Genomic DNA, 19,983 nt, shown 5'->3' on the forward strand with positions numbered 1-19,983 from the left:
CAGGAGATGGTACCGGCCGCCACCGACACCGGCAGCGGCGTGCGCGACGGGCGAACAGCGCCGAGTGCTCAGGACGGAGCGTGCACGCGCTGCTGTGCGGCGAGCAGCCCGACCTCGGCGATCGCCTGTACCGCGTCGGCGGCGTCGGCCAGCAGGATCGGCAGCGTCTTCTTCTCGGCTGCGGAGAAGTCACGCAGCACGTAGTCGGCCGGGTCCTGCCGACCGGGCGGACGTCCGATGCCGACCCGGACGCGCATGAACTCGTTCGTGCCGGTGGCCTTGATGATGTCGCGCAGCCCGTTGTGCCCGCCGTGGCCGCCGTTGCCCTTCAGGCGGACGGTGTCGAACGGCAGGTCGAGCTCGTCGTGCACGACGACGAGGTCGGCCGGGGTGGCGCTGTAGAACCCGAGCACCGAGGAGACCGGTCCGCCCGAGGTGTTCATGAACGACCCGGGCTTCGCCAGCACGAGTCGTGTGCCGCCGGGCACCAGGCGCCCCTCGGCGACCTGGTTCGGCGTCTTGTGCTTCTTGAACGTCGCTCCCATGCGGGAGGCGAGTTCGTCGAGGACCATCTGGCCGACGTTGTGGCGGTTGCCGGCGTAGTCGGGCCCGGGGTTCCCGAGCCCGACCACGACGAGGATGTGATCCGTCACAGCGTCGACCAGATGTCTCCGAATGGGTGTTACTCGGAGTCCGCGGCGCCCTCGGCACCCGACTCGGCGCCGGCCTCGGCCGAGGCCTCGTCCGCGGCGTCGTCGTCAGCGGTGCCACGCGGGGTGACGATCGCGACGACCAGCGCCTCGGGGTCGGTCTCGAGCTCGGCGCCCTCGGGGAGCTCGAGCTGCGAAGCGTGGATCTGCACGCCGTCCTCGAGGCCCTCGACGTTCACGGAGACGTGCTCCGGGATGTCGGTGGCGAGCACGAGCAGCGAGATCGTGTTGAGGTCCTGCACGTGGATGGTGCCGGAGAAGGACTCGCCCTCGATGACGACGGGCACGTCGACCGTGACCTTCTCGCCGCGGCGGAGGACCACGAGGTCGATGTGCTCGATGATCTGGCGCACCGGGTCACGCTGGACGTCCTTGACGAGGGCGAGCTGCGCAGCACCCTCGATGTCGAGGTCGACGACCGCGTTGGCGGTACGGACGAGCAGCATGGTCTCGTGACCGGGCAGCGAGATGTGCATCGGCTCGGTGCCGTGACCGTAGACCACCGCGGGGATCTTGTCGGCCGCGCGGAGCTTGCGAGCAGCGCCCTTGCCGAACTTGGTGCGGACTTCCGCTGCGAGCTTGGTGTAGTCGGCCATGGTGCCTCCTGGTGTCGTGGACGACGCCGGGGTGCCGGCATCGTGGGGGTCTGTGGTGTTGCAACTCGAACGCGTGCACGCGTGAGGAACGATCCCAGGGTCTTGCCGGGTATCCCACCGCGTCGATCACGGCCGCGCGTGCGCAGCCCTCGCCGAAGTCAGTCACCGAGTCTAGCAGCACCGTCCGGGCGTGTCGCACGTCACGATCCGGACGTGCGCCGGGACGGACGGGAGGCCCGTGGCCGTCCCGCCACGGGCCTCCCGTCCGTCGTCCCCACGCGGCGGGCGCGGGGCGCTCCCCCCAGGACCGCTCCCCGCGAACGCCGGGTCAGTCGACGTCCGTCGGTGCCGCCGGGGCGAGCCGCGCGATCACGCGGTCGAGGCGGGCGTCCACCTGCGGCTGCCGCGTCGAGCCCTTCCGGAGCGCGGCCGCGTCGGTCGCGGTGACGTGCAGCAGCCGTTCCCACTCCGCCGCGTACAGCGCGCCGCGGTAGCCGGATGACTCCTGGCACGCGACGTCCCGTTCGGCGACGGCGACCTCGGCCTTCCCCGGATCGTCCGAGAACAGGACGACCCGGTCGCCGTCACGGGCGCTGACGTGCATCGAGGGGGTCGGCATGCCCTCCGGACCCGCCGGCAGGTCCGGCACACCGGACGGCGCCATGCAGGTGCGCCACCCGGCCGCGGCCGTGCGGACAGGGTCGTCCTGGCGTGCGTCCAGCGCCGCCAGGTACGTCAGGCGCTGGGCCAGTTCGGACGCGGTCTGCTCGGTGCCACGGAGCGTGGTGCCGAGGGTCCCCCGGGCTGCGTTCCAGCAGCGGGCGGCCACGTCGTCCGGGAGCGCGGCGAACGCGGCCTGGCGGTCCGGGTCGTACCCCCACTGCCGCATGCCCTCGTGGTTCGCACCGGCGGCGGACGGCCCGTGGTAACCGCGGGTCTCGGCGAGCGCCGCGGTGAGGGGCCGGGTGGTCGCGAGTGCGGGTGAGGGGTTCGCCCGAGTGGCGGTGTCGGCCGCGTCGTCGTCGGCCTGCAGCCCGGTCGCGGTCGCCCAGGGAGCCGGGTCGTCGATGCCGGCCTTCCGCAGGCAGGGCTGGGCCACGAGGTCCTCCGCGTACGCGGTCTTCGACGAGGCCGGTGCGACGAAGGCGTCGAGCGGCATCGCCCACGCCGTGCTGTCCTGTTCGACGGTGGGTGCGACCGCGACGTCGGCGCGTTCGGGCAGGCCGTGGATGACGGCGGCGGCCAGCCCGGCGAGGACGACGACGAGGGTGCCGGTCTTCGCGACGCGGTTCGTGATCTGCATGGTTCCCCCTAGGCGCGGACGAGGCCGCGTTCGTGTGCGGTGATGACGACCTGGATCCGGTTCCGGAGTCCGAGCTTCGTCAGGACGGCGCGGACGTGGGTCTTCACGGTGGCGTCGCTCAGGAAGACCGATTCGGCGATCTCCGCGTTGCTCAGCCCCTTCGCGACGAGCAGGAATACCTCGCGCTCGCGGGCCGTCAGCGCGTCGAGGACCTCGTCGCGTCGGTCGGTCACGGCCGGGGTGCCCTGCGCGCGCAGCAGGTCGAGCGCCTCGGCTTCGGTCGGAGCCGGTCGGCCGGCGTGCACGTCGCGGATGGTCGCGATGACGACCTCGGGCAGGGCGTCCTTCGTCAGGAACGCGGCGGCGCCGGCGCGGAGTGCGGCGAGCACGGCATCGTCGCGGCGGATGGTCGTGAGCGCGACGACCCGTGGGCGGTCCTGGGTCGAGGCGACGAGACGCGTCAGGGTCTCGATGCCGTTCATGACCGGCATCCGCAGGTCGAGCAGCAGTACGTCGGGGTGTTCGGCGGCGCAGAGCTCAAGGGCGGCGGCACCGTCGCCGGCGGCCCCGACACAGGTCATGTCGTCCTGGGCATCGACGAGCATCTGCATCCCGGTGGCGAACAGTCGCTGATCGTCGACGACGGCGACGCGGACGGCGCTCATCGGACGTGCTCCGGCAGGACGGTGTCGTTGTCGGTGTCGGCCGTCGCCGTGGTCGGCACGGCGACGGTCGTCGGCAGCCACGCGGTGACGACCCACTCGTCCGGGGTGTCGCCGACACCGGCACGCAGCCAGCCGCCGGACAGTCGGGCACGCTCCTGCATCCCGGCGACACCGGACCCGACACCGGACCCGACACCGTCGAGCTCGACGAGGGGTTCACTCCCCCGTGACGTCACGACGACGCCCAGCCCCGGACCGCGCCAGTCGAGCGCCACCCGGGCCGTCGCTGTCCGCCCCTGGTGCTTCAGCACGTTCGTCAGGCTCTCCTGCACGATCCGGTGCAGCGCACTGGCACTGCCCGCGGGCAGGAGCCCGGCGCCGTACTCCTCGAACGTCGCGGTCATCCCGAGCTCCCGCATGTCCTCGACCAGGTCGGGGACGTCGGGCAGCCCGTGGCGGTCGGCGTCGTCACTCGCCTGGATGCGTTCCACCAGCGCCCGGACGTCACCCAGTGCCGAGCGGCTCACGTCGGCGATGTCCTGCAGCGCCCGGGCGGCGTGTTCGTCCCGCACGGCGATGGCCGCGGCACCCTGGGCCTGGGACACGACGACCGCCAGTGAGTGGGCGAGCGAGTCGTGCACGTCGCGGGCGATCCGTGCGCGTTCCTGCTCGGCCCGGAGCTCGGTCGTGGTCACCTCGGTGCGGCGTTGCGCCTCGATCACCCGGACCCGGGCGAGGCCGATCCGCCACGCGGCACCGATGGCCACACCGACCGCCCAGGTGACACCGCTGACCCCGACGAACGCGAAGGTGATCGTGACGAGGTCGGACCGGGTCCCGCCGGAGTTCCCCACCCAGCTGCCCCAGACGTCCTGGTCGGCAGCGGTCGGGACCGCCATCGCCCAGGCGGCCGCCGCACTCGCGAGCAGGAGCACGGGGACCGCCAGGTAGCGAAGCAGGTCGGACCGACCGGCGCCGACGACGCCGACGACGATCGCGATCGCCAGGTACTCCGGCCAGGTCGTGTCGGTCGGCCGGGTCAGCAGCCGGGCCGCCTGCAGGAGCGGGATGCCGACGACCAGTCCGAGCGCGGTCGCGGGCATCCACGCGGAGAGGCCGATGGCGACGGCGAGGGCCGACACCACCACGACGTGGTCGGCGAGCCCCGCACGTCCGGCCTCGGCGACGATCCAGAGCACGAGGTACACGGCGCCGGCGGCGGGGGCCAGCAGGTGCCGGTACCGGCGGAGGAGGGAGGTCATGACGCGAGCGTATGGGCCGCGCCGGACGGGGACCGAGCCGTGCGGCAGCTTTTCATCCGAGGTGATGAGGTCCGACCGGACGGCTCAGCGACCGACCTTCCGACGGTGCTCCTGCGCGGCGCGGAGGACGTCTCGCGCCCGGTCGCTCGCCGCCTCGGCCTCGTCGCGGGCTGCCTCGAGCCGGGTGATCTCGGCCTCGGCCTGCTCGAGGGCACGCTGGAGCTCCGCGCGGCGCTCCTCCGCCTGTTCGAGATCGGCCTCGGCGGTGTCGAGTGCTGCGTCGGCGTCGCGGGACTCCGTGCGCGCTGCGGTCTCGGCCTGGCGCGCGGCCTTCCGGTCGGCGGCCGGGTCACGTTCCGGTTCGGGTTCGGGATCGGGATCGGGTTCGGCGTCCGGCTCCGGGGCGTCGCGCTGCGCGGGCCTGGAGGCACGGCTCGCCTTCCGCGCGCCCCTCGCCTGGGAGATGGGGATGGGTGGGGCATCGCTGCCGGACCAGGCATCGGGGACCGCGTCCGGATCCGCGAGCGCCCCGTCGAGGTCGGCCGCGTCGAACCCCACGCTCTCGAGCGCCGTCACGAGCAGCCCCGACCGGACGGCCGCGCCGGCGTGCGGGTCCGCCATCGCCGCCTCGATCGTCGACCGGACCTGCTCGAGCACCGCCGGGGTGACGGGGTGTCCGGCGTCGGATGCCAGGTCCGCACCGGCCTGCGCGAGGGCGTCGACGACCTCGGCGCGCTGCCGACGGAGGGTCCGGATCGCGTCGGGGTCGGCGTCGGCCTGGGCCTTGCGGAGCGCCGGTCCGAGGTCGACGGCGTCGTCGAGGGCGCCGTCGCGGGCGAGCAGGTCGATCACCCAGGCCGCCGGGGCGGGCTTCCGGAGCTTCCCGATCGCCGTGGCGAGGGCACGGTCGTCCTTCCGCACCGCGCGCGCTCGTGCGGTGCGCTCGGCGACGAAGTCCTGCGGCGCGACGAGCAGCAGCTCCCTGGCGACGTCCGCGAACTCCATGTCACCACTGTGCCCGCTCTGCACCCTGCCCGCCGGATGGCCTGCCCGCCGCTACCAGTCGTGGACGGTGCCGTCGGCCAGGCGGTTGAACGGCAGGTACGCCTGCTCGTAGGGGTACTTGCCGGCTTCGTCGACGTCGAGGCTGACCCCGAGGCCCGGCTCGTCACCCGGGTGCAGGTAGCCGTCGGTGAACGTGAACGTCTGGTGGAACACCTGGTTGGTCTGCGGGCCGTGCTGCATGTACTCCTGGATGCCGAAGTTGTGGATCGCGAGCCCGAGGTGCATCTGCGCGGCGAGGCCCACCGGGGAGATGTCGGTCGGTCCGTGGAACCCGGACTTGACCTGGTAGAGCGCCGCGTACTCCATCGTCTTCTTGAGCGGGGTGACGCCGCCCATGTGCGTCACGGCCCCGCGGACGTAGTCGATGAGCTGGTCGCGGATGATGTCCTTGAAGTCCCAGATGGTGTTGAAGACCTCGCCGATCGCCAGCGGCGTCGTGGTGTGCTGCCGCACGAGCTTCAGGGCCTCCTGGTTCTCGGCGGGGGTGCAGTCCTCGAGCCAGAACAGGTCGTAGGGCTCGAGGGACTTGCCGAGCTTGGCGGCCTGCAGCGGGGTCATCCGGTGGTGGCCGTCGTGCAGCAGCGGCAGTTCGGGGCCGAACTCGTTGCGGACGGCCTCGAACACGGTGGGCACGTGGCGCAGGTAGGCGCGGGTGTCCCAGTCCTCCATCGCCGGGTACGCACCGCGCTGGGCGGGCTCGAAGTCGTAGCGGACGCCGGCGTTGCCCTCGGTGGTCCTGTTCGACGCGATGCCGTAGATGGACTCGAGGCCGGGGACACCGGTCTGCACCCGGATCGAGCGGTAGCCCTCTTCCTGGTGTTCGCGGATGGAGTCGAACAGCTCGGGCAGCTCCTTGCCCGAGGCGTGGCCGTACGCCATGAGCCCGGTGCGCGATGCCCCGCCGAGCAGCTGGTACAGCGGCATGCCGGCGACCTTCGCCTTGATGTCCCAGAGGGCCATGTCGACGGCGGCGATCGCGGCCATGGTGACCGGACCACGGCGCCAGTACGACGACCGGTACAGGAACTGCCAGGCGTCCTCGATGCGGCTGGCGTCACGGCCGACGAGCAGCGGGACGACGTGCTCGGACAGGTAGGCGGAGACCGCGAGCTCACGGCCGTTCAGGGTGGCGTCACCGAGCCCGGTGACGCCGTCGGCCGTGGTGAGCTTGAGCGTCACGAAGTTCCGGTTCGGACTGGTCACGATGACCTCGGCCCGCTCGATCAGCTGCCCGCGGTCCGCCGAGGCCCAGGTGTCCGGACGGCCGGCGGTGGTCTCGGCCGGCCCGCTGTCGGCGGCGCCGGGGACCGGAGCCGCGGGGTTCGTGGTGTTCGTGTCGGTCATGCGTGGACTCCTCCGTTGGAGTGTTCGCGGGCGCGTGCCGCGGCGGTGCGGATGGCGTCGGCCGCCGCCGTCACAGCGGCGACCACGGGGGTGGTGTCGAGTTCGGGCGCGACGACGGCCAGGACGTCGTGCACATCCGAGTCTGGCCCGGGGGCACCGGGATCGTCCACCAGGTCGGACTGCTCGGTGACGTGCAACCACCACGCGGCGAGGGCGGTCGCCGCTCCGGTGCCGATGCCGGCCGAGGGGTCGCGGGCGAGCCGGTGCCGCACGACGTCGACGACACGGACGGGCAGCTTCTGCGAGCCGCCGGACGCGATCTGCCGCAGCGTGTGCCGGATGCGCGGGTTGGCGAACCGCTCGACCAGGGCCGCGCGGGCGTCGGTGACCTCGGCCTCGGGCAGCGGGAGCTCGAGCGCGGCTTCGTCCCAGAGCTGCTCGACGGCGGTGCGGCAGACCGGGTCGTCCATGGCCTCGGCCACGGTGTCGTGGCCGAGCTGCAACCCCAGGTAGGCGAGGAGCGAGTGCGAGCCGTTCAGCAGCCAGAGCTTCCGCTGCTCGTACGGGGTGACGTCGTCGACGATCCGGACGCCGGCCGTCTGCCACGCGGGTCGGTCGATCCCCGCGAAGGCGTCCTCGAGTACCCACTCGGCGAACGGCTCGGTGACGACGGGGACCCGGTCTCCGGCGAGCGCACCCGGCAGTTCCGACAGGTGCGCGACGTCGGTGTCGGTGGTCGCGGGGGTGATCCGGTCGACCATCGAGCTCGGGAACGCGACGTTCGCCTCGATCCAGTCGCGCAGGTCGTCGTCGGCGACGGCGTCGAGCACGGCACCGCGCAGGACCTCCCCGTTGTGCGTCAGGTTGTCGAGACTGACCAGCGCGATGCGCCCGGAGCCGGCGGCACGGCGGGCGTCGAGCCCCGCCACCAACCGCGCCGGCACGTCGGAAGCGGGCCGGTAGCCCTGCTCGGTGACCGTCAGCGTGACGATGGTCGTCTCGGGGGACGCGACCAGGTGCCTCCAGGCCGTGTCGTCGCTGCCCGGGTGGGCGGCGACGATCGTGTCGACCACCTCGGCTCCGTCGCCGGACGCGGCTCGGGTGACCAGCGTGTACCGGCAGTCCTGCGCGGCCAACGCGTCCGCCGCCGCGGGCGAGCGGCCGGTGAAGGCGGTGATGCCCCACGGCTCCCCCGTGGTGTGGGCGGTGTACCAGGCGAGGTGGGCGCGCGCGAAGGCCCCGACCCCGACGTGCACGATGCCCGGTCGGCGCTCCGTCATGCGGTCACCGGCACGAGGGAGCGGAGGTACGCCAGGTTGTCGGCGGTGCGGGCCTCGAGCGGCAGGTCGGTGGAGAAGTCCTCGATCGTGACCCACCCGTCGTAGCCCACCTGGCGGAGCGCGTCGAGGTACTCGGAGACCGATGCCCGGCCGGTGCGCAGGGGCGCCCACTCGTGCTGCCAGATCGAACTGCCGTCGGCACGGGTGTCGCCGGTGTCGACCCAGCGGGCGTTCTTCACGTGGGCGTGTGCCAGGTACGGCCCGAGCAGTTCGAACGCGGCGAGGTGGTCCTCGTCACCCTCGATCACGAGGTTGCCGAGGTCGTGGATGACGCCGACGTGTGCGGGGTCGAGACCGTCGATCAGCCGCAGTGCTGCGGAGGCCGACGGTGTGATGGTCATGTGGTGCAGCTCGACCAACACCTTGACGCCGAGTTCGGCCGCGCGGTCCGCCGCCCACTCGAGGTCGGTGCGGGTGCGGTCGAAGAGCTGCGGGTAGGTCTCGCCGGTGCGTTCCTTCTCGGCTCGGTAGTTCGGCATCGTGACGCGGACCTGCCGGGCACCCAGTTCGCTGGTCACACGCAGCATCGTCTCGACGCCGTCGTGGTCGGCGGCCGGTTGGTAGCCACCGATGCCCGAGTACTCGAGCCCTGCGGCGTCGGTGACCCGGGCGATCTCGCCGACCCGGTCGCGGATGCCGGTGTACTGCCACGTCGAGTCGTTGCCCGCCCAGAACGACCGCTCGGCGGGGACCTCGGCGCCGTCGGCCGGGCGGTCGTCGACGATGCGCCACTCGATGCCGTCCCAGCCCTGCGCTGCCAGGGTCTCGGCGGCCACGGACGGGGTCCAGTCGGGGGTGGAGGCGGTGAACACGGAGAACTTCATCGGACTGCTCCTTCGGTCGCGGTGGCGGTTGCGGGTGTGCCGACGACCGGCACCACGTCGTCGTACTTCCCCTCGATCACGTCGTCGATGCGCACGGGCTGCCCGAGCGTCGCGCTGACGTAGAGCCCGCGGACGGTGGCGAGCGAGACCAGGGCCGCGTCGACGGTGACACCCGGTTCGCGTCCCTGCCGGATCGCGTCGACGATGTCCGTGTACTGCCGAGCGTGCCCCGCGGCGAAGTGGTCGGGTTCAGCCGGGCCGCCGACGACGTGCTCGGGTGGGACGACCTGGTCCTTCTGATCGACCGCACCGGCGACCGCGGTGGCGTTCGACGTCGTCGCGGCGGACTCGAGCGTGGCGGTGTCGGGGGCGATGTGGAAGTACGCGAGCCGGTCGTCGTCGACGATGGCGGAGCCGTGCGTGCCGTACACGGCGTACCGGGCGGAGAGCCCCGGGTACGCCGCGGTCGTGCAGTGGACGACCCCGAGCGCTCCGCCGGCGAACCGGACGGTGGCGACGGCGGTGTCCTCGACCTCGATGCGGTCGTGCGCGAGCAGGCCGGTCTGGGCCGAGATCTCGACCGGACGGCCGAGCGCCCAGACGAGCAGGTCGACGGTGTGCACGCCCTGGTTCATCACCGCGCCGCCGCCGTCGAGCGCCCAGGTGCCGCGCCAGTCACCGGAGTCGTAGTACCCCTGCGACCGGTACCAGGCGACACTCGCGAGCCCCGAGGTCACGGTGCCGAACCCGCCGTCGTGCGCGGCCCGGGCGACGGCTGCCGACGCCGGGTCGAAGCGGTGCTGGCTGATGACGCTCGTGACGAGCCCACGGTCGCGAGCGGCTGCGGCGAGCGCCGCGATCTGCCGGGCCCGGGGCATCGTGGTGTCGAGCGGTTTCTCGATGACGACGTGCTTGCCGGCGGCCAGGGCGGCCTCGGCCAGCTGCACGTGCATGCCCGAGGGCGAGCAGATCGCGACGACGTCGATGTCGGTCTGTTCGATCGCCTCCTCGATGGTGGACGTCGTGATCGGGCGGGCGGCACCCAGCTCCTGGACCGCGTCCGCCGCACTCGTGGCGGCTTCGGGCACGGCGTCGACGAGGGCGACGACCTGCAGGTCTGGGTGGTGCACGGCGACGGTGGCGTGGTGGCGTCCGATGACACCGGCGCCGACGACGGCCAGGCGGAGCGGGTTGGTGGGTTCGGTCATCGCAGGGTGACTCCGATCTGGTCGGTGAGGGTGCGGAAGGCCCGTCCGGCACGACCGAAGGCCGCGGGGCCGGAGAACCCGCCGAGGGAGGTGAAGTCGCTGAGGTGCGGCTCGAGCGAGGCGTACCCGGAGTAGCCGGCGTCGCGGAGCGCGGTGAGGGTCTGGAGCAGTTCGCCGTCGCCCTCGCCCGCCGGCACCACCGACGAGTCGGCGGCGAGGGCGTCCTTGACCTGCAGGTAGTCGACGTAGGGGGCGAGTTGCTCCCAGCCGTCGGTGAAGGGCCGGACGCCGCACTGCACGTAGTTCGCGTTGTCCCAGGCCAGGCGGAGCGCGGACGAACCGACGCTCTCGACGATGTCGAGCACGCGCGCGGGGACGTCGCCGTAGATGTCCTTCTCGTTCTCGTGCAGCAGGGTCACGCCTTCGCGCTCGGCGAGGTCGGCCAGTGCCCGCATCCGGACGAGGACGTCGTCGCGGACGTCGTCGGGTGTGCGGCCCTCGAAGTAGAACGAGAAGATCCGGATGTTCGTCGTGCCGAGGGCGTGCGCGGCGCGGATCGCACGGGCGAGTCGTGACACCTCGTGCTCGACGGGTTCGTCGACGGGCACCTTGCCGATCGGCGAGGCGATCGCGGACACGGTCTGCCCGCGCTCGTCGAGCAGCCGGTGGAGTCCGGCGAGCTGGTCCTCGTCGAGGTCGACGACGTTGACGCCCCAGGCGCTGCGGACCTCGATGGCGCTCGCACCGAGCGCCTGGAGGACCGCGACCTGGACGACCGGGTCGGCGTCGATCTCGTCGCCGAAACCGGAGAGTTCCCAACTGAGCTGGTCGGTCATGGTGTCCTTTCGTTCGGACGGGAGGCGCGTGGCGGGGCCGCCACGGGCCTCCAGTCCGGTTCTGGGTTGCGGCCTACTTGACGGAGCCGGCGGTGAGCCCGCCGACCAGGTAGCGCTGGAAGATCAGGTAAAGGGCGACGACGGGGACGGCGCAGACGATCGAGGCGGCCATCATCTGGCCGTAGATCGGGACCGCGCCGCCCTCTTGGGTGGTGCCGAGCACCTGCAGGACCACGGCGACCGTCCGGGTGTTCGGGGTCGTCATGATCGTTGAGAACAGGACGTCGTTCCAGCCGAGCAGGAAGGCGAAGATCGCGGACACGACGATGCCGGGCCACGACAGCGGGAGCACGATCTTCGTCAGGATCTTCGTCGAGCTGGCGCCGTCGATGCGTGCCGCTTCCTCGAGTTCCTTCGGCAGACCGCGCAGGTAGGTGACCATCACCCACGTCGAGAACGGCAGGGCGAAGGTCAGGTAGGTGACGAACAGGCCCCAGCGGGTGCCGATGATCTGCACGCCGGTGGCGCTGGCGATGTTCGAGAACACCACGAAGACCGGCAGGAGCAGGAGCGTGCCGGGGATCGACTGCAGGGCGAGGAGCCCACGCAGGATGGTCAGCCGCCCGAGGAACCGGAACCGGACGAGCACGTAGGCCGTCGACACGGCGAGTGCGGCACTCGCGACGGCGACGGCACCGGCGGTGAGCATCGAGTTCACCAGTCCCTCGCCGAGGGCGACGGTGGACCAGATCTCGACGTAGTTCGACAGGGTGAACTCGGACGGGAAGTACTCGCCGCGGGCGACGGCGACGTCGGAGTTGACGGAGCCGAACAGGATGTAGAGCACCGGGACGGCGATGAACGCGATGATCACCGCGATGACGGTGACGAGCAGCCAGCGCGGCAGCAACCGGGTGACGTCGGTGTCGTAGGGGCGCTTGCTCCGTCGCCCGCCGTTGCCGGTCGTGATGCTCTCGGTGAGCGTCGCGGTGGGGCGGGTGCGGGTGCTGAAGGACGTGCTCGGGGTGGTCATGCGCGTGCTCCGTCGATGTCGGCGGCGGTCGGGGCGGCTGCGAGCGTGGCGCGGTCGGCGCGACGCTGCTTCCGGTTGGGGCCGGCGTCGTCGCCGGTGTCGAGCTTGACCGCCCGCAGGTAGACGAACAGCGGGATCGCGACGATCACGAGCGAGCAGATCGCCATCGCCGCGGACAGGCCGAAGCGGAACGACTGGAAGCTCGCGATGTACGTCAGGACGGGCATCACCTCGACGCTGGACGGCAGCGGGATGCCGAACAGCACGAACGGCAGCGTGAAGTTGTTGATGTTGTGCAGGATCGAGATGATCACCGCGAGGCTGAGGGGTCCGCGCAGGTACGGGAAGATGATGTACCGCAGCTTCGCCCACCAGGTCACCCCGTCGAGCGCGGCGGCCTCGTGCACCTCGTTGTCCACGGCCTGCAGCCCCGCCAGGGATAGCAGGTAGACGAAGGGCCAGCTCGTCCAGATCATCACGCCGGCGAGCGCCCAGTACGACGCGGAGCCGTTCAGCCACAGCACGTCGGTGTGCAGGATCGAGTTCACGACCCCCTGCGGCTGGAGCATCGTGCGGAAGAACGTGCCGACGACGAACGCGGGGAGCACGTACGGGATCAGGTAGATCGAACGGACGAGCCCGCGACCGGGGAACCGGTTCTGCGTCGAGATCGCGGCGGCGACCCCGATCGGTACGGTCACGGCCGTGACGAGCACCGACAGCGACACCGAGATCCAGATGGAGTGCAGCAGCGGCGAGTTCGTGAACGCCTCGGTGAAGTTGGCCAGCCCGACGAACGGGGCGCTGAACCACTGGCGGAGCGTGTACTGGTCGAGGTCGAGCATCGCGATCCAGAAGCCCACCAGGAGCGGCACCACGATGACGGCGAGCATGAGGACCCCGCCGGGCAGGAGCATCCACAGTGGACGCTCCCGTTTGTAGAGGGGCGTCTTGCCGGCGGGACGGACCGGTCGAGGGGGCGCCGCGTCGGTGCGGGGCCTGGTCTGCGTGCTGGTCATCACAGACCTCCGTTCTTCTGACGGTCGAGGGTGGCCTGGGCGTCCTTCTGGGCGTCCTGCAGTCGTTTGCGGAGCTGGTCGTCGGTGACCTCGCCGGACTTCAGCGACGGGATCGACTGCACGACCACGTCGACCAGGGCGAGCTGGATGTCCGACCAGGCGCCGGTGAACGCGGTGGGCTTGGACAGGCGGCCGGCGTCGATGATCGGCTTGAGCTGCGGGTTGTCGGCCGCCAGGTCGGCGGCGGCGGACGCGTTGGTCGGCAGGTTGCCGAACAGGTCGTAGTACTCGAGCTGGGCCTTCGGCGCGCTGAGCTGCTTGACGAACGCGAACGACAGCTCCTGTTTGGTGCCGTAGTCGGCGACGACCCAGTTGTCGCCGGACAGGATGCTGGCGGCCTCGATGCCGTCGGACGGCCGTTCCGTCGCACCCGGCGGGACGGTCGGCAGCAGGGCGAACTCGTACTTCCCGTCGACCTTGGTGTCCTGGAACGAGTTGATGGCGGTGGTGGTCGTCATCGGGAAGAACGCTGCCTTGCCCTCGGTGAACTGCGCGAGGGCCTGGGCGTTGTTCCAGCCGATCGCGGCCGGGTCGACGACACCGTCCTTCGTCACCCAGTCGAAGTAGGTGCGGTAGGCGTTCTCGACGGCTTCGCTGTCGATCTCGGCCTTCGAGCCGTCGACGATCGTGTTGCCGGCGTTCTGGGCCATCCCCCACACGAACTTCCAGGGGTCGAAGCCGTCGGCGTAGGCGATCGCCAAGCCGTGGCGTCCGTCACCCGTGGTGGCCTTCGCGTCGGCGGTCAGCTCGTCCCACGTCGTGGGCATGTCGGTGATGCCGGCCTTCGCGAGCAGGTCCTTGTTCACCGCCATCACGAACGGACGGCTGGCGAACGGGATCCCGATCTGCTTCGACGCACTCGGACCGGAGATGCCGAACGACGCGGGGTCGAACTGGTCCTTGCCGCCGATCGCGTCCCACTCCTTGGTGCCCATCTCGACGAACGCACCGGTGGCGTACGCGGTCGGGGTGAAGGTGGTGCCGATCGCGTAGACGTCGGGGCCCTGCCCGGAGATGACGCTCGTCTGGATCGCGGTCAACTCCTCCTGCGCGGACGAGTAGGTCTCCCACTGGATGTCGGCACCGGTCGTGCGCTTGAACTCGGCGGCGGTGTCCCGCTGCCACTGCTTGCGTTCCTTGGGGTAGGTGGTGTCCGCGCCCATCATCACGCGGAGGGTGTTCGGGTCGTCGCCGCTGCCGTTCACCACGGCACATCCCTGCAGGGACAGTGCGGCGAGGGCGACCACGGCGACGGCACCGACGAGGGTGCGGACTTGCAGTCTTCGCGTCTTCACGGGGGTTTCCTCCTCGAGACCTCCTCCGAGCGGCGCTGCTCGGTGGCACCACTGTTCCGCCGTTGGCAACATGCGGCAACCGGTTGCCACTTGTTGCCAGACGCGAATACGTTCGGCCTCGTGAAGGACCTCTCGACGGACGGCAGCGGGCGCACGGGCGGTGCTGCCGGCACCGCCGCTGGTGCCGCGCATCGCGTCACCATCCGCGACATCGCCGACGCCACCGGGGTCGCCGCGTCCACCGTCTCCCGCGCCCTGTCCCTGCCCGACCGGGTCAACCCCGTCACCCAGGAGCGCATCCAGCGGGCAGCCCGCGAGCTCGGCTACGTCGCCAACTCGACGGCGCGGGCGCTGACCTCGGGCCGTACCCGCGCCGTCGCCGTGCTCGTGTCCGACATCACGAACCCGTTCTACTTCGACGTCATCCGCGGCACCCAGCACCAGCTCGCCGGGGCCGGCTGGACGCAGCTGCTCGTCGACACCGAGGAGTCCGCCGACGCCGAGATGGCCGCACTCACCGCCGTGGGGGCGAAGGCCGACGGGGTCGTGCTCACGGCGTCACGCCTGTCCGATGCGCAGATCGCACGGTTCGCCGAACGGATCCCCCTGGTCGTCGTGAACCGCCGGCCCACCGGCGTGCCCTCGGTGCTCATCGACACCCCCGGCGGGGTGGAGCAGGCGGTGCAGCACCTGGTGTCGCTGGGACACCGGGAGATCCTGTACGTCGCCGGGCCGGACAGCTCGTGGTCCAACGAGCGTCGGTGGCGCGCCCTCGTGCAGGTCGCCAAGCGCCTGGGGATCCGCGTCGCCAGGGTCGGGCCGCACGCACCCTTCGTCGACTCCGGCGCCGCGGCCGCCGACGCCGCCGTGCACGCCGGTGCGACCGCGTGCATCGCCTTCAACGACCTGATCGCCATCGGGATGCTCGCCCGGCTGCGCGAGCGCGGGGTCCGCGTCCCCGAGGACATGAGCATCGTGGGCTGCGACGACATCTTCGGCGCCGACTTCTGCAACCCGCCGCTCACCACGATGACCTCGCCGATCGAACGCGCCGGCCGGGTCGCGATCCGGATGCTGCTCGGACGGCTCGGCGCGCTGCCCGCCGACGAACTGCCCGGGGAGCACATGTCCGGCGCCGTCGCCCTGCCCACCCACCTGACCGTGCGCGAGTCGACCGGGCCCGCGCCCGCCTCGGCACACCGTCCGTCCTGAAGGAGTCGATGATGACCCAGACCAGCAGCACCACCCGGCTCGCACCGCACCCCGACCGGCTGTTCCCCGCCGACCCCGGGGCGCGAGCCGTGGCACGCACCGTGTACGAGGCGGTCAAGGACGCCCCGATCATCTCGCCGCACGGGCACGTCGACGCGGCGCTGATCGCCTCGGACCAGCCGTTCAGCGACCCCGCATCGCTGCTCATCACCCCCGACCACTACGTGCTCCGCCTGCTGCACGCGAACGGGGTGGACCTGGCCGCGCTGGGACGCGCGGACCTGTCGGGAACGCATGGCGTGCCTCCAGGCCGAACCATCTGGCGGCAGCTGGCGGAGCACTGGGACGACTTCCTCGGGACCCCCGTGCGCTACTGGTTCGAGACGGAGCTGCACGACGTGTTCGGGCTCGACCAGGCACCGTCCGCCGCGAACGCGGATGACCAGTACGACCACATCGCCGGCCTGCTGGCGTCCCCCGCCTTCCGGCCACGCGCGCTCTTCGACGCCTTCGGCATCGAGGTCCTCGCCACCACGGACGGCCCGGCGGACGACCTCGCTGCGCATGCGCAGCTCGCGGCGGACCCCGGCTTCACCGGCCGGGTGCTCCCCACGTTCCGCGCGGACGCCGTGTTCGACCCGGCGCGGTCGGACTGGAGGCCCGTGGTCGCGTCGATCGGCGAGGCCGCCGGCATCGACACGGGCACCCACGCAGGGCTGTTGGCGGCTCTCCGCGCACGTCGCCGGTACTTCATCGAGCACGGCGCGACCGCCACGGACACCGGGGTGCTCGACGCGGGCTCCGCTCCCCTGCCGTCCAGCGAGCGGGAACGCATCCACGCGGCGGCGCTGCACGATGCGTCGTCGATCACCGAGGCCGAGGCGACGGCGTACCGGCACGACATGCTCTACCGCTGGGCGGAGATGAGCGTCGAGGACGGCCTCGTCATGCAGCTGCACCCCGGGGTGATCCGAAACCACCACACCCCGACGCTCGAGCGCTTCGGGCCGGACACCGGGCACGACCTGCCGGCCGTCGGGTCCTTCACCGAGCCCCTCCGGCCGCTGCTCGAGTCCTTCGGCACCGCTCCCGGGTTCCACCTGGTGCTCTTCACCGTCGACGAGACCGTCTTCTCGCGCGAGATCGGGCCGCTCGCGGGCTTCTACCCCGCCGTGTACGCGGGCGCGCCGTGGTGGTTCATCGACACCCCGGCGGCCATCGGGCGCTACCGGTCGGCTGTCACCGACTCCGCGTCGTTCACCAAGACCTCCGGGTTCATCGACGACACCCGCGCGTACTGCTCCATCCCCGCGCGGCACGACATGGCGCGGCGGGCGGACGCCGCGTACCTGGCGTCGCTCGTGGTCACGCACCAGGTCTCCGAGGAGGACGCCGTCCGAACCGCCCGGCGCATCGTGTCCGACATCCCGCGGGCGACGTTCAAGCTCTGACGCGGGCGGGCGCGGCGGGGGTGCTGCCGCGTGGTGCGAGGTTCCGTGCTTGGTGCTGCTGGGTGGTGCGAGGTTCCGTGCTTGGTGCGAGGGTTGCCGGGTCGCACGGGACACGGAACCTCGCACGGTTCCGCGCTGCGGCGGTACGGTCGGCGCATGACGGAGCGGGTGACGGCGGCGTACGGCGCTCGAGCTGACGAGTACGCGGCGCTGCTCGGGTCGATGGACGCCGTCCACCCCGACGACCGAGCCCTCGTCGACGCCTGGGCAACCAGTCGCAGCGGTCCCCTGGTCGACGCCGGGTGCGGGCCCGGTCACTGGACGGCGCACCTCGCACGGCAGGGGCACCGTGTCAGCGGCATCGACGCGGTTCCGGAGTTCGTCGAGCACGCACGACGGACGCACGGCGCCTCGGTCGACTTCCGGGTCGGGTCGCTCGACGCGCTCCCGCTCGCGGACGGCAGCGTCGACGGGATCCTGGCCTGGTACTCGGTGATCCACCACGAGCCGTCGCGGATCGGTGGGGCACTCGCCGAGTTCCGTCGGGTGCTCACCCCCGGCGGTGGGCTGCTGCTCGGGTTCTTCGAGGGCGCCGCGGTCGAAGCCTTCGACCACGCGGTCGTCACCGCGTACCGCTGGCCGGTCGCGTCCCTGGCGGCGCTGCTGGACGAAGCGGGCTTCGACGTCGTGGACGCCCACACCCGCACGGACCCGGGGCACCGGCCGCACGGGGCGATCAGTGCGGTGCGCCGCTGATCGGCCGCGGTGTCAGGGCTGCCAGCCCGGAGTGACGAGTCCGGTCTCGTAGGCGAACACGACGAGCTGCGCGCGGTCGCGGGCACCGAGCTTGATCATCGCTCGGGAGACGTGGGTCTTCGTGGTGAGCGGACTGACGAACAGCCGCGCGGCGATCTCGGCGTTGGTGAGTCCGACCGCCACGAGCTGCATGACCTCGCGCTCGCGATCGGTGAGCACCGAGAGGCCCGGCGCGAGGGACGACGGCTTCGCGTGGGTGGCGTACGCCTCGACCAGGGAACGGGTCGCACCGGGTGAGAGCAACGAGTCGCCGGCCACCACGGTGCGGACGGCGCGGAGGAGCTCGGCGGGTTCCGTGTCCTTCACCAGGAACCCGGCCGCCCCGGATCGGATCGCCTCGAAGACGTAATCGTCCTGCTCGAAGGTCGTGAGGATGACGACGTGCACGCCGTCGAGGTCCGGGTCATCGCTGATGCTGCGGGTGGCGGCGAGCCCGTCGGTGCCGGGCATGCGGATGTCCATGAGCACCACGTCGGGTCGCAGCGCCCGGGCAGCGTCGACCGCAGCGTCCCCGTCGCCGGCCTCGCCGACGACCGCCATGCCGGGTTCCGCGTCGAGGAGCGCGCGGAGGCCGGCACGGATGAGGACCTGGTCGTCGACGAGCAGGACGGTGATCGGGGTCATGATCCGGCTCCGTCCGCGACGTCGATCGAACCGGCGTCGTCGGTCGAACCGCCGGTACTCATCGGCAGGCGTGCCACGACGCGCCAACCGCCGTGCGTCGTCGGACCCACGGACAGCTCTCCGCCGACCGCGGCGGCGCGCTCCCGCATGCCGATGATGCCGTTGCCGGTCGCGCCGAGGCCGTCTCGTCGCGCGAAGCGGTCCGGGACGGCCGACGGGTGGTCCTCGACGATCAGGTCGACGACGTCGGCCCCGACGGTGACCACGACCGACGTGTCGTGACCGGGGGCGTGCTTCATGACGTTGGTGACGGATTCCTGCACGATGCGGAAAGCGCTCCGGCTGCTGGTCCCGGTGACGCTCGACGGGTCGCCGTGGATCCGGAGATCGACCGCGACGCCGGCGGCACGCGCACGATCGACGAGCTCCGCGACCCGATCGAGGCCGGGAACGGGACTCCGATCGGGTCCACCGGTGCTCGCGGGGCCGCCGTCCACCGAGCGCAGCACGCCGAGGATCGTCCGGAGCTCGACGAGCGCATCGCGGCTCGAGTCACGGATGTTCAGCAGGGCGTCGTGGGTCTGCGCGGGGAGTCCGTCACCGAGGTGCAGAGCCACGCCCGCCTGCAGGTTGATGAGGGACATGCTGTGCGCCACCGAGTCGTGCAGTTCGCGGGCGATGCGCACACGCTCCTCGCCCGCCCGCACCCGTTCGGCTTCCGCACGCTGTCGACGGCGTTCGGCGACCCGCTCGACCTGCACCCGGACGAGTTCGGACACGGCGATCGTCACCGTCAGCCACGCCGCGCACAGCAGCACAGCACCGAGGTCGAGCCCCGGAGCCCGGCCGAGCAGCACGTCGGCCGACGGGAGCACCAGGACGGCGGCGGCAGCGGCCACCGCCACGGTCCGTCGGTGGCCCCGCAGCCACGCGTTCGCGATGGCCATCGTGAGCGCCGCCACGAAGGGCCCGCGGGGGCTGACGACCAGGGCGTACCCGACGGTTGTCGCCAACGTGACGAGCAGCACCGATCGTGGCCACCTCCACCGCCACGGCAGGACGACGACGCCGGCCACGAGGAGCGCGCCGGCGAGTGGGCCGAGCACGACGGGATCGACGCCGCCGATCGCACCGTGTCGTGCCCACGGCGGACCGCCCGGCCCTGCGACCGTGATGCGGGACGCGAGGATCGTGCCGACGATCTGCACGACGGCCACCGGCAGGACCCGACCGGACCGGGCGAACCGCTGACGCCCCGGCCAGCGGTCGCCAGCCAGGTCGCGGTCGTCGTCGCGTGGCCCTGTCGTCATGGGTCGAGCC

Annotated in this window: 19 protein-coding genes; 3 read left to right on the forward strand and 16 right to left on the reverse strand. The window is 71.8% G+C overall.

Annotated features, from left to right (window positions below):
• Positions 1 to 68: 68 nt before the first annotated feature.
• The 14 genes from pth to DEJ27_RS08215 form a co-directional block, all read right to left on the reverse strand.
• A complete protein-coding gene (gene pth / locus DEJ27_RS08150) occupies positions 69 to 653 on the reverse strand; it encodes an aminoacyl-tRNA hydrolase (protein ID WP_110860731.1) in 585 nt (194 codons plus the stop codon).
• A gap of 29 nt (positions 654 to 682) precedes the next feature.
• Positions 683 to 1,306, reverse strand: coding sequence for a 50S ribosomal protein L25/general stress protein Ctc (locus tag DEJ27_RS08155; RefSeq protein ID WP_111090673.1), 624 nt, complete (start codon positions 1,304 to 1,306; stop codon positions 683 to 685).
• Between the two features lie 328 nt (positions 1,307 to 1,634).
• Positions 1,635 to 2,609, reverse strand: a complete 975-nt coding sequence (locus DEJ27_RS08160; RefSeq protein WP_111090674.1) for a hypothetical protein — start codon at positions 2,607 to 2,609, stop codon at positions 1,635 to 1,637.
• Positions 2,610 to 2,617: 8 nt separating this feature from the next.
• Entirely contained in the window at positions 2,618 to 3,274 is a 657-nt protein-coding gene (locus DEJ27_RS08165; RefSeq protein WP_110860737.1) for a response regulator transcription factor, read from the reverse strand.
• The gene (locus DEJ27_RS08170) at positions 3,271 to 4,536 is read right to left on the reverse strand and encodes a sensor histidine kinase (protein ID WP_111090675.1); all 1,266 of its coding nucleotides are present in this window, start codon (positions 4,534 to 4,536) and stop codon (positions 3,271 to 3,273) included. Before DEJ27_RS08170 ends, DEJ27_RS08165 begins: the two co-directional genes overlap by 4 nt.
• 84 nt (positions 4,537 to 4,620) lie before the next feature.
• Positions 4,621 to 5,541: a hypothetical protein gene (locus DEJ27_RS08175; RefSeq protein ID WP_111090676.1), complete on the reverse strand. Its 921-nt coding sequence runs from the start codon at positions 5,539 to 5,541 to the stop codon at positions 4,621 to 4,623.
• A 51-nt stretch (positions 5,542 to 5,592) separates the two neighbouring features.
• Positions 5,593 to 6,945 (reverse strand): D-mannonate dehydratase ManD, encoded by a 1,353-nt coding sequence (gene manD / locus DEJ27_RS08180; protein ID WP_258370314.1) that lies wholly within the window; start codon positions 6,943 to 6,945, stop codon positions 5,593 to 5,595.
• On the reverse strand, positions 6,942 to 8,225 hold the full coding sequence (locus DEJ27_RS08185; RefSeq protein WP_111090677.1) for a mannitol dehydrogenase family protein: 1,284 nt from the start codon (positions 8,223 to 8,225) through the stop codon (positions 6,942 to 6,944). The genes manD and DEJ27_RS08185 overlap by 4 nt, the downstream gene beginning before the upstream one ends.
• On the reverse strand, positions 8,222 to 9,109 hold the full coding sequence (locus DEJ27_RS08190) for a sugar phosphate isomerase/epimerase (RefSeq protein ID WP_111090678.1): 888 nt from the start codon (positions 9,107 to 9,109) through the stop codon (positions 8,222 to 8,224). The genes DEJ27_RS08185 and DEJ27_RS08190 overlap by 4 nt, the downstream gene beginning before the upstream one ends.
• Positions 9,106 to 10,317: a Gfo/Idh/MocA family protein gene (locus DEJ27_RS08195; RefSeq protein ID WP_110860747.1), complete on the reverse strand. Its 1,212-nt coding sequence runs from the start codon at positions 10,315 to 10,317 to the stop codon at positions 9,106 to 9,108. Before DEJ27_RS08195 ends, DEJ27_RS08190 begins: the two co-directional genes overlap by 4 nt.
• Entirely contained in the window at positions 10,314 to 11,153 is an 840-nt protein-coding gene (locus DEJ27_RS08200; RefSeq protein ID WP_111090679.1) for a sugar phosphate isomerase/epimerase, read from the reverse strand. The genes DEJ27_RS08195 and DEJ27_RS08200 overlap by 4 nt, the downstream gene beginning before the upstream one ends.
• A gap of 73 nt (positions 11,154 to 11,226) precedes the next feature.
• Positions 11,227 to 12,186, reverse strand: coding sequence for a carbohydrate ABC transporter permease (locus DEJ27_RS08205; RefSeq protein ID WP_220032947.1), 960 nt, complete (start codon positions 12,184 to 12,186; stop codon positions 11,227 to 11,229).
• Positions 12,183 to 13,205, reverse strand: coding sequence for a carbohydrate ABC transporter permease (locus DEJ27_RS08210; protein WP_110860751.1), 1,023 nt, complete (start codon positions 13,203 to 13,205; stop codon positions 12,183 to 12,185). Before DEJ27_RS08210 ends, DEJ27_RS08205 begins: the two co-directional genes overlap by 4 nt.
• Positions 13,205 to 14,560: an ABC transporter substrate-binding protein gene (locus DEJ27_RS08215; RefSeq protein ID WP_181430115.1), complete on the reverse strand. Its 1,356-nt coding sequence runs from the start codon at positions 14,558 to 14,560 to the stop codon at positions 13,205 to 13,207. The genes DEJ27_RS08210 and DEJ27_RS08215 overlap by 1 nt, the downstream gene beginning before the upstream one ends.
• Before the next feature lie 120 nt (positions 14,561 to 14,680).
• Here DEJ27_RS08215 and DEJ27_RS08220 point away from each other — a divergent pair, with 120 nt between their 5' ends.
• The 3 genes from DEJ27_RS08220 to DEJ27_RS08230 all read left to right on the forward strand — a co-directional run bounded on the left by DEJ27_RS08220 (position 14,681) and on the right by DEJ27_RS08230 (position 17,979).
• On the forward strand, positions 14,681 to 15,772 hold the full coding sequence (locus DEJ27_RS08220) for a LacI family DNA-binding transcriptional regulator (protein ID WP_181430116.1): 1,092 nt from the start codon (positions 14,681 to 14,683) through the stop codon (positions 15,770 to 15,772).
• An 11-nt stretch (positions 15,773 to 15,783) separates the two neighbouring features.
• Positions 15,784 to 17,223 (forward strand): glucuronate isomerase, encoded by a 1,440-nt coding sequence (gene uxaC / locus DEJ27_RS08225; protein ID WP_111090680.1) that lies wholly within the window; start codon positions 15,784 to 15,786, stop codon positions 17,221 to 17,223.
• 156 nt (positions 17,224 to 17,379) lie between these two features.
• Positions 17,380 to 17,979, forward strand: coding sequence for a class I SAM-dependent methyltransferase (locus tag DEJ27_RS08230; RefSeq protein WP_111090681.1), 600 nt, complete (start codon positions 17,380 to 17,382; stop codon positions 17,977 to 17,979).
• A gap of 12 nt (positions 17,980 to 17,991) precedes the next feature.
• Here the strand turns inward: DEJ27_RS08230 and DEJ27_RS08235 are convergent, their stop codons facing one another.
• Positions 17,992 to 18,663 carry a response regulator transcription factor gene (locus DEJ27_RS08235; protein WP_110860757.1) on the reverse strand — a complete coding sequence of 224 codons (672 nt, stop codon included), beginning with the start codon at positions 18,661 to 18,663 and terminating at the stop codon, positions 17,992 to 17,994.
• Positions 18,660 to 19,973 (reverse strand): sensor histidine kinase, encoded by a 1,314-nt coding sequence (locus DEJ27_RS08240; RefSeq protein ID WP_111090682.1) that lies wholly within the window; start codon positions 19,971 to 19,973, stop codon positions 18,660 to 18,662. Before DEJ27_RS08240 ends, DEJ27_RS08235 begins: the two co-directional genes overlap by 4 nt.
• Between the last annotated feature and the right edge of the window lie 10 nt (positions 19,974 to 19,983).

The organism is Curtobacterium sp. MCPF17_018, assembly GCF_003234135.1.
Lineage (GTDB): Bacteria > Actinomycetota > Actinomycetes > Actinomycetales > Microbacteriaceae > Curtobacterium > Curtobacterium flaccumfaciens.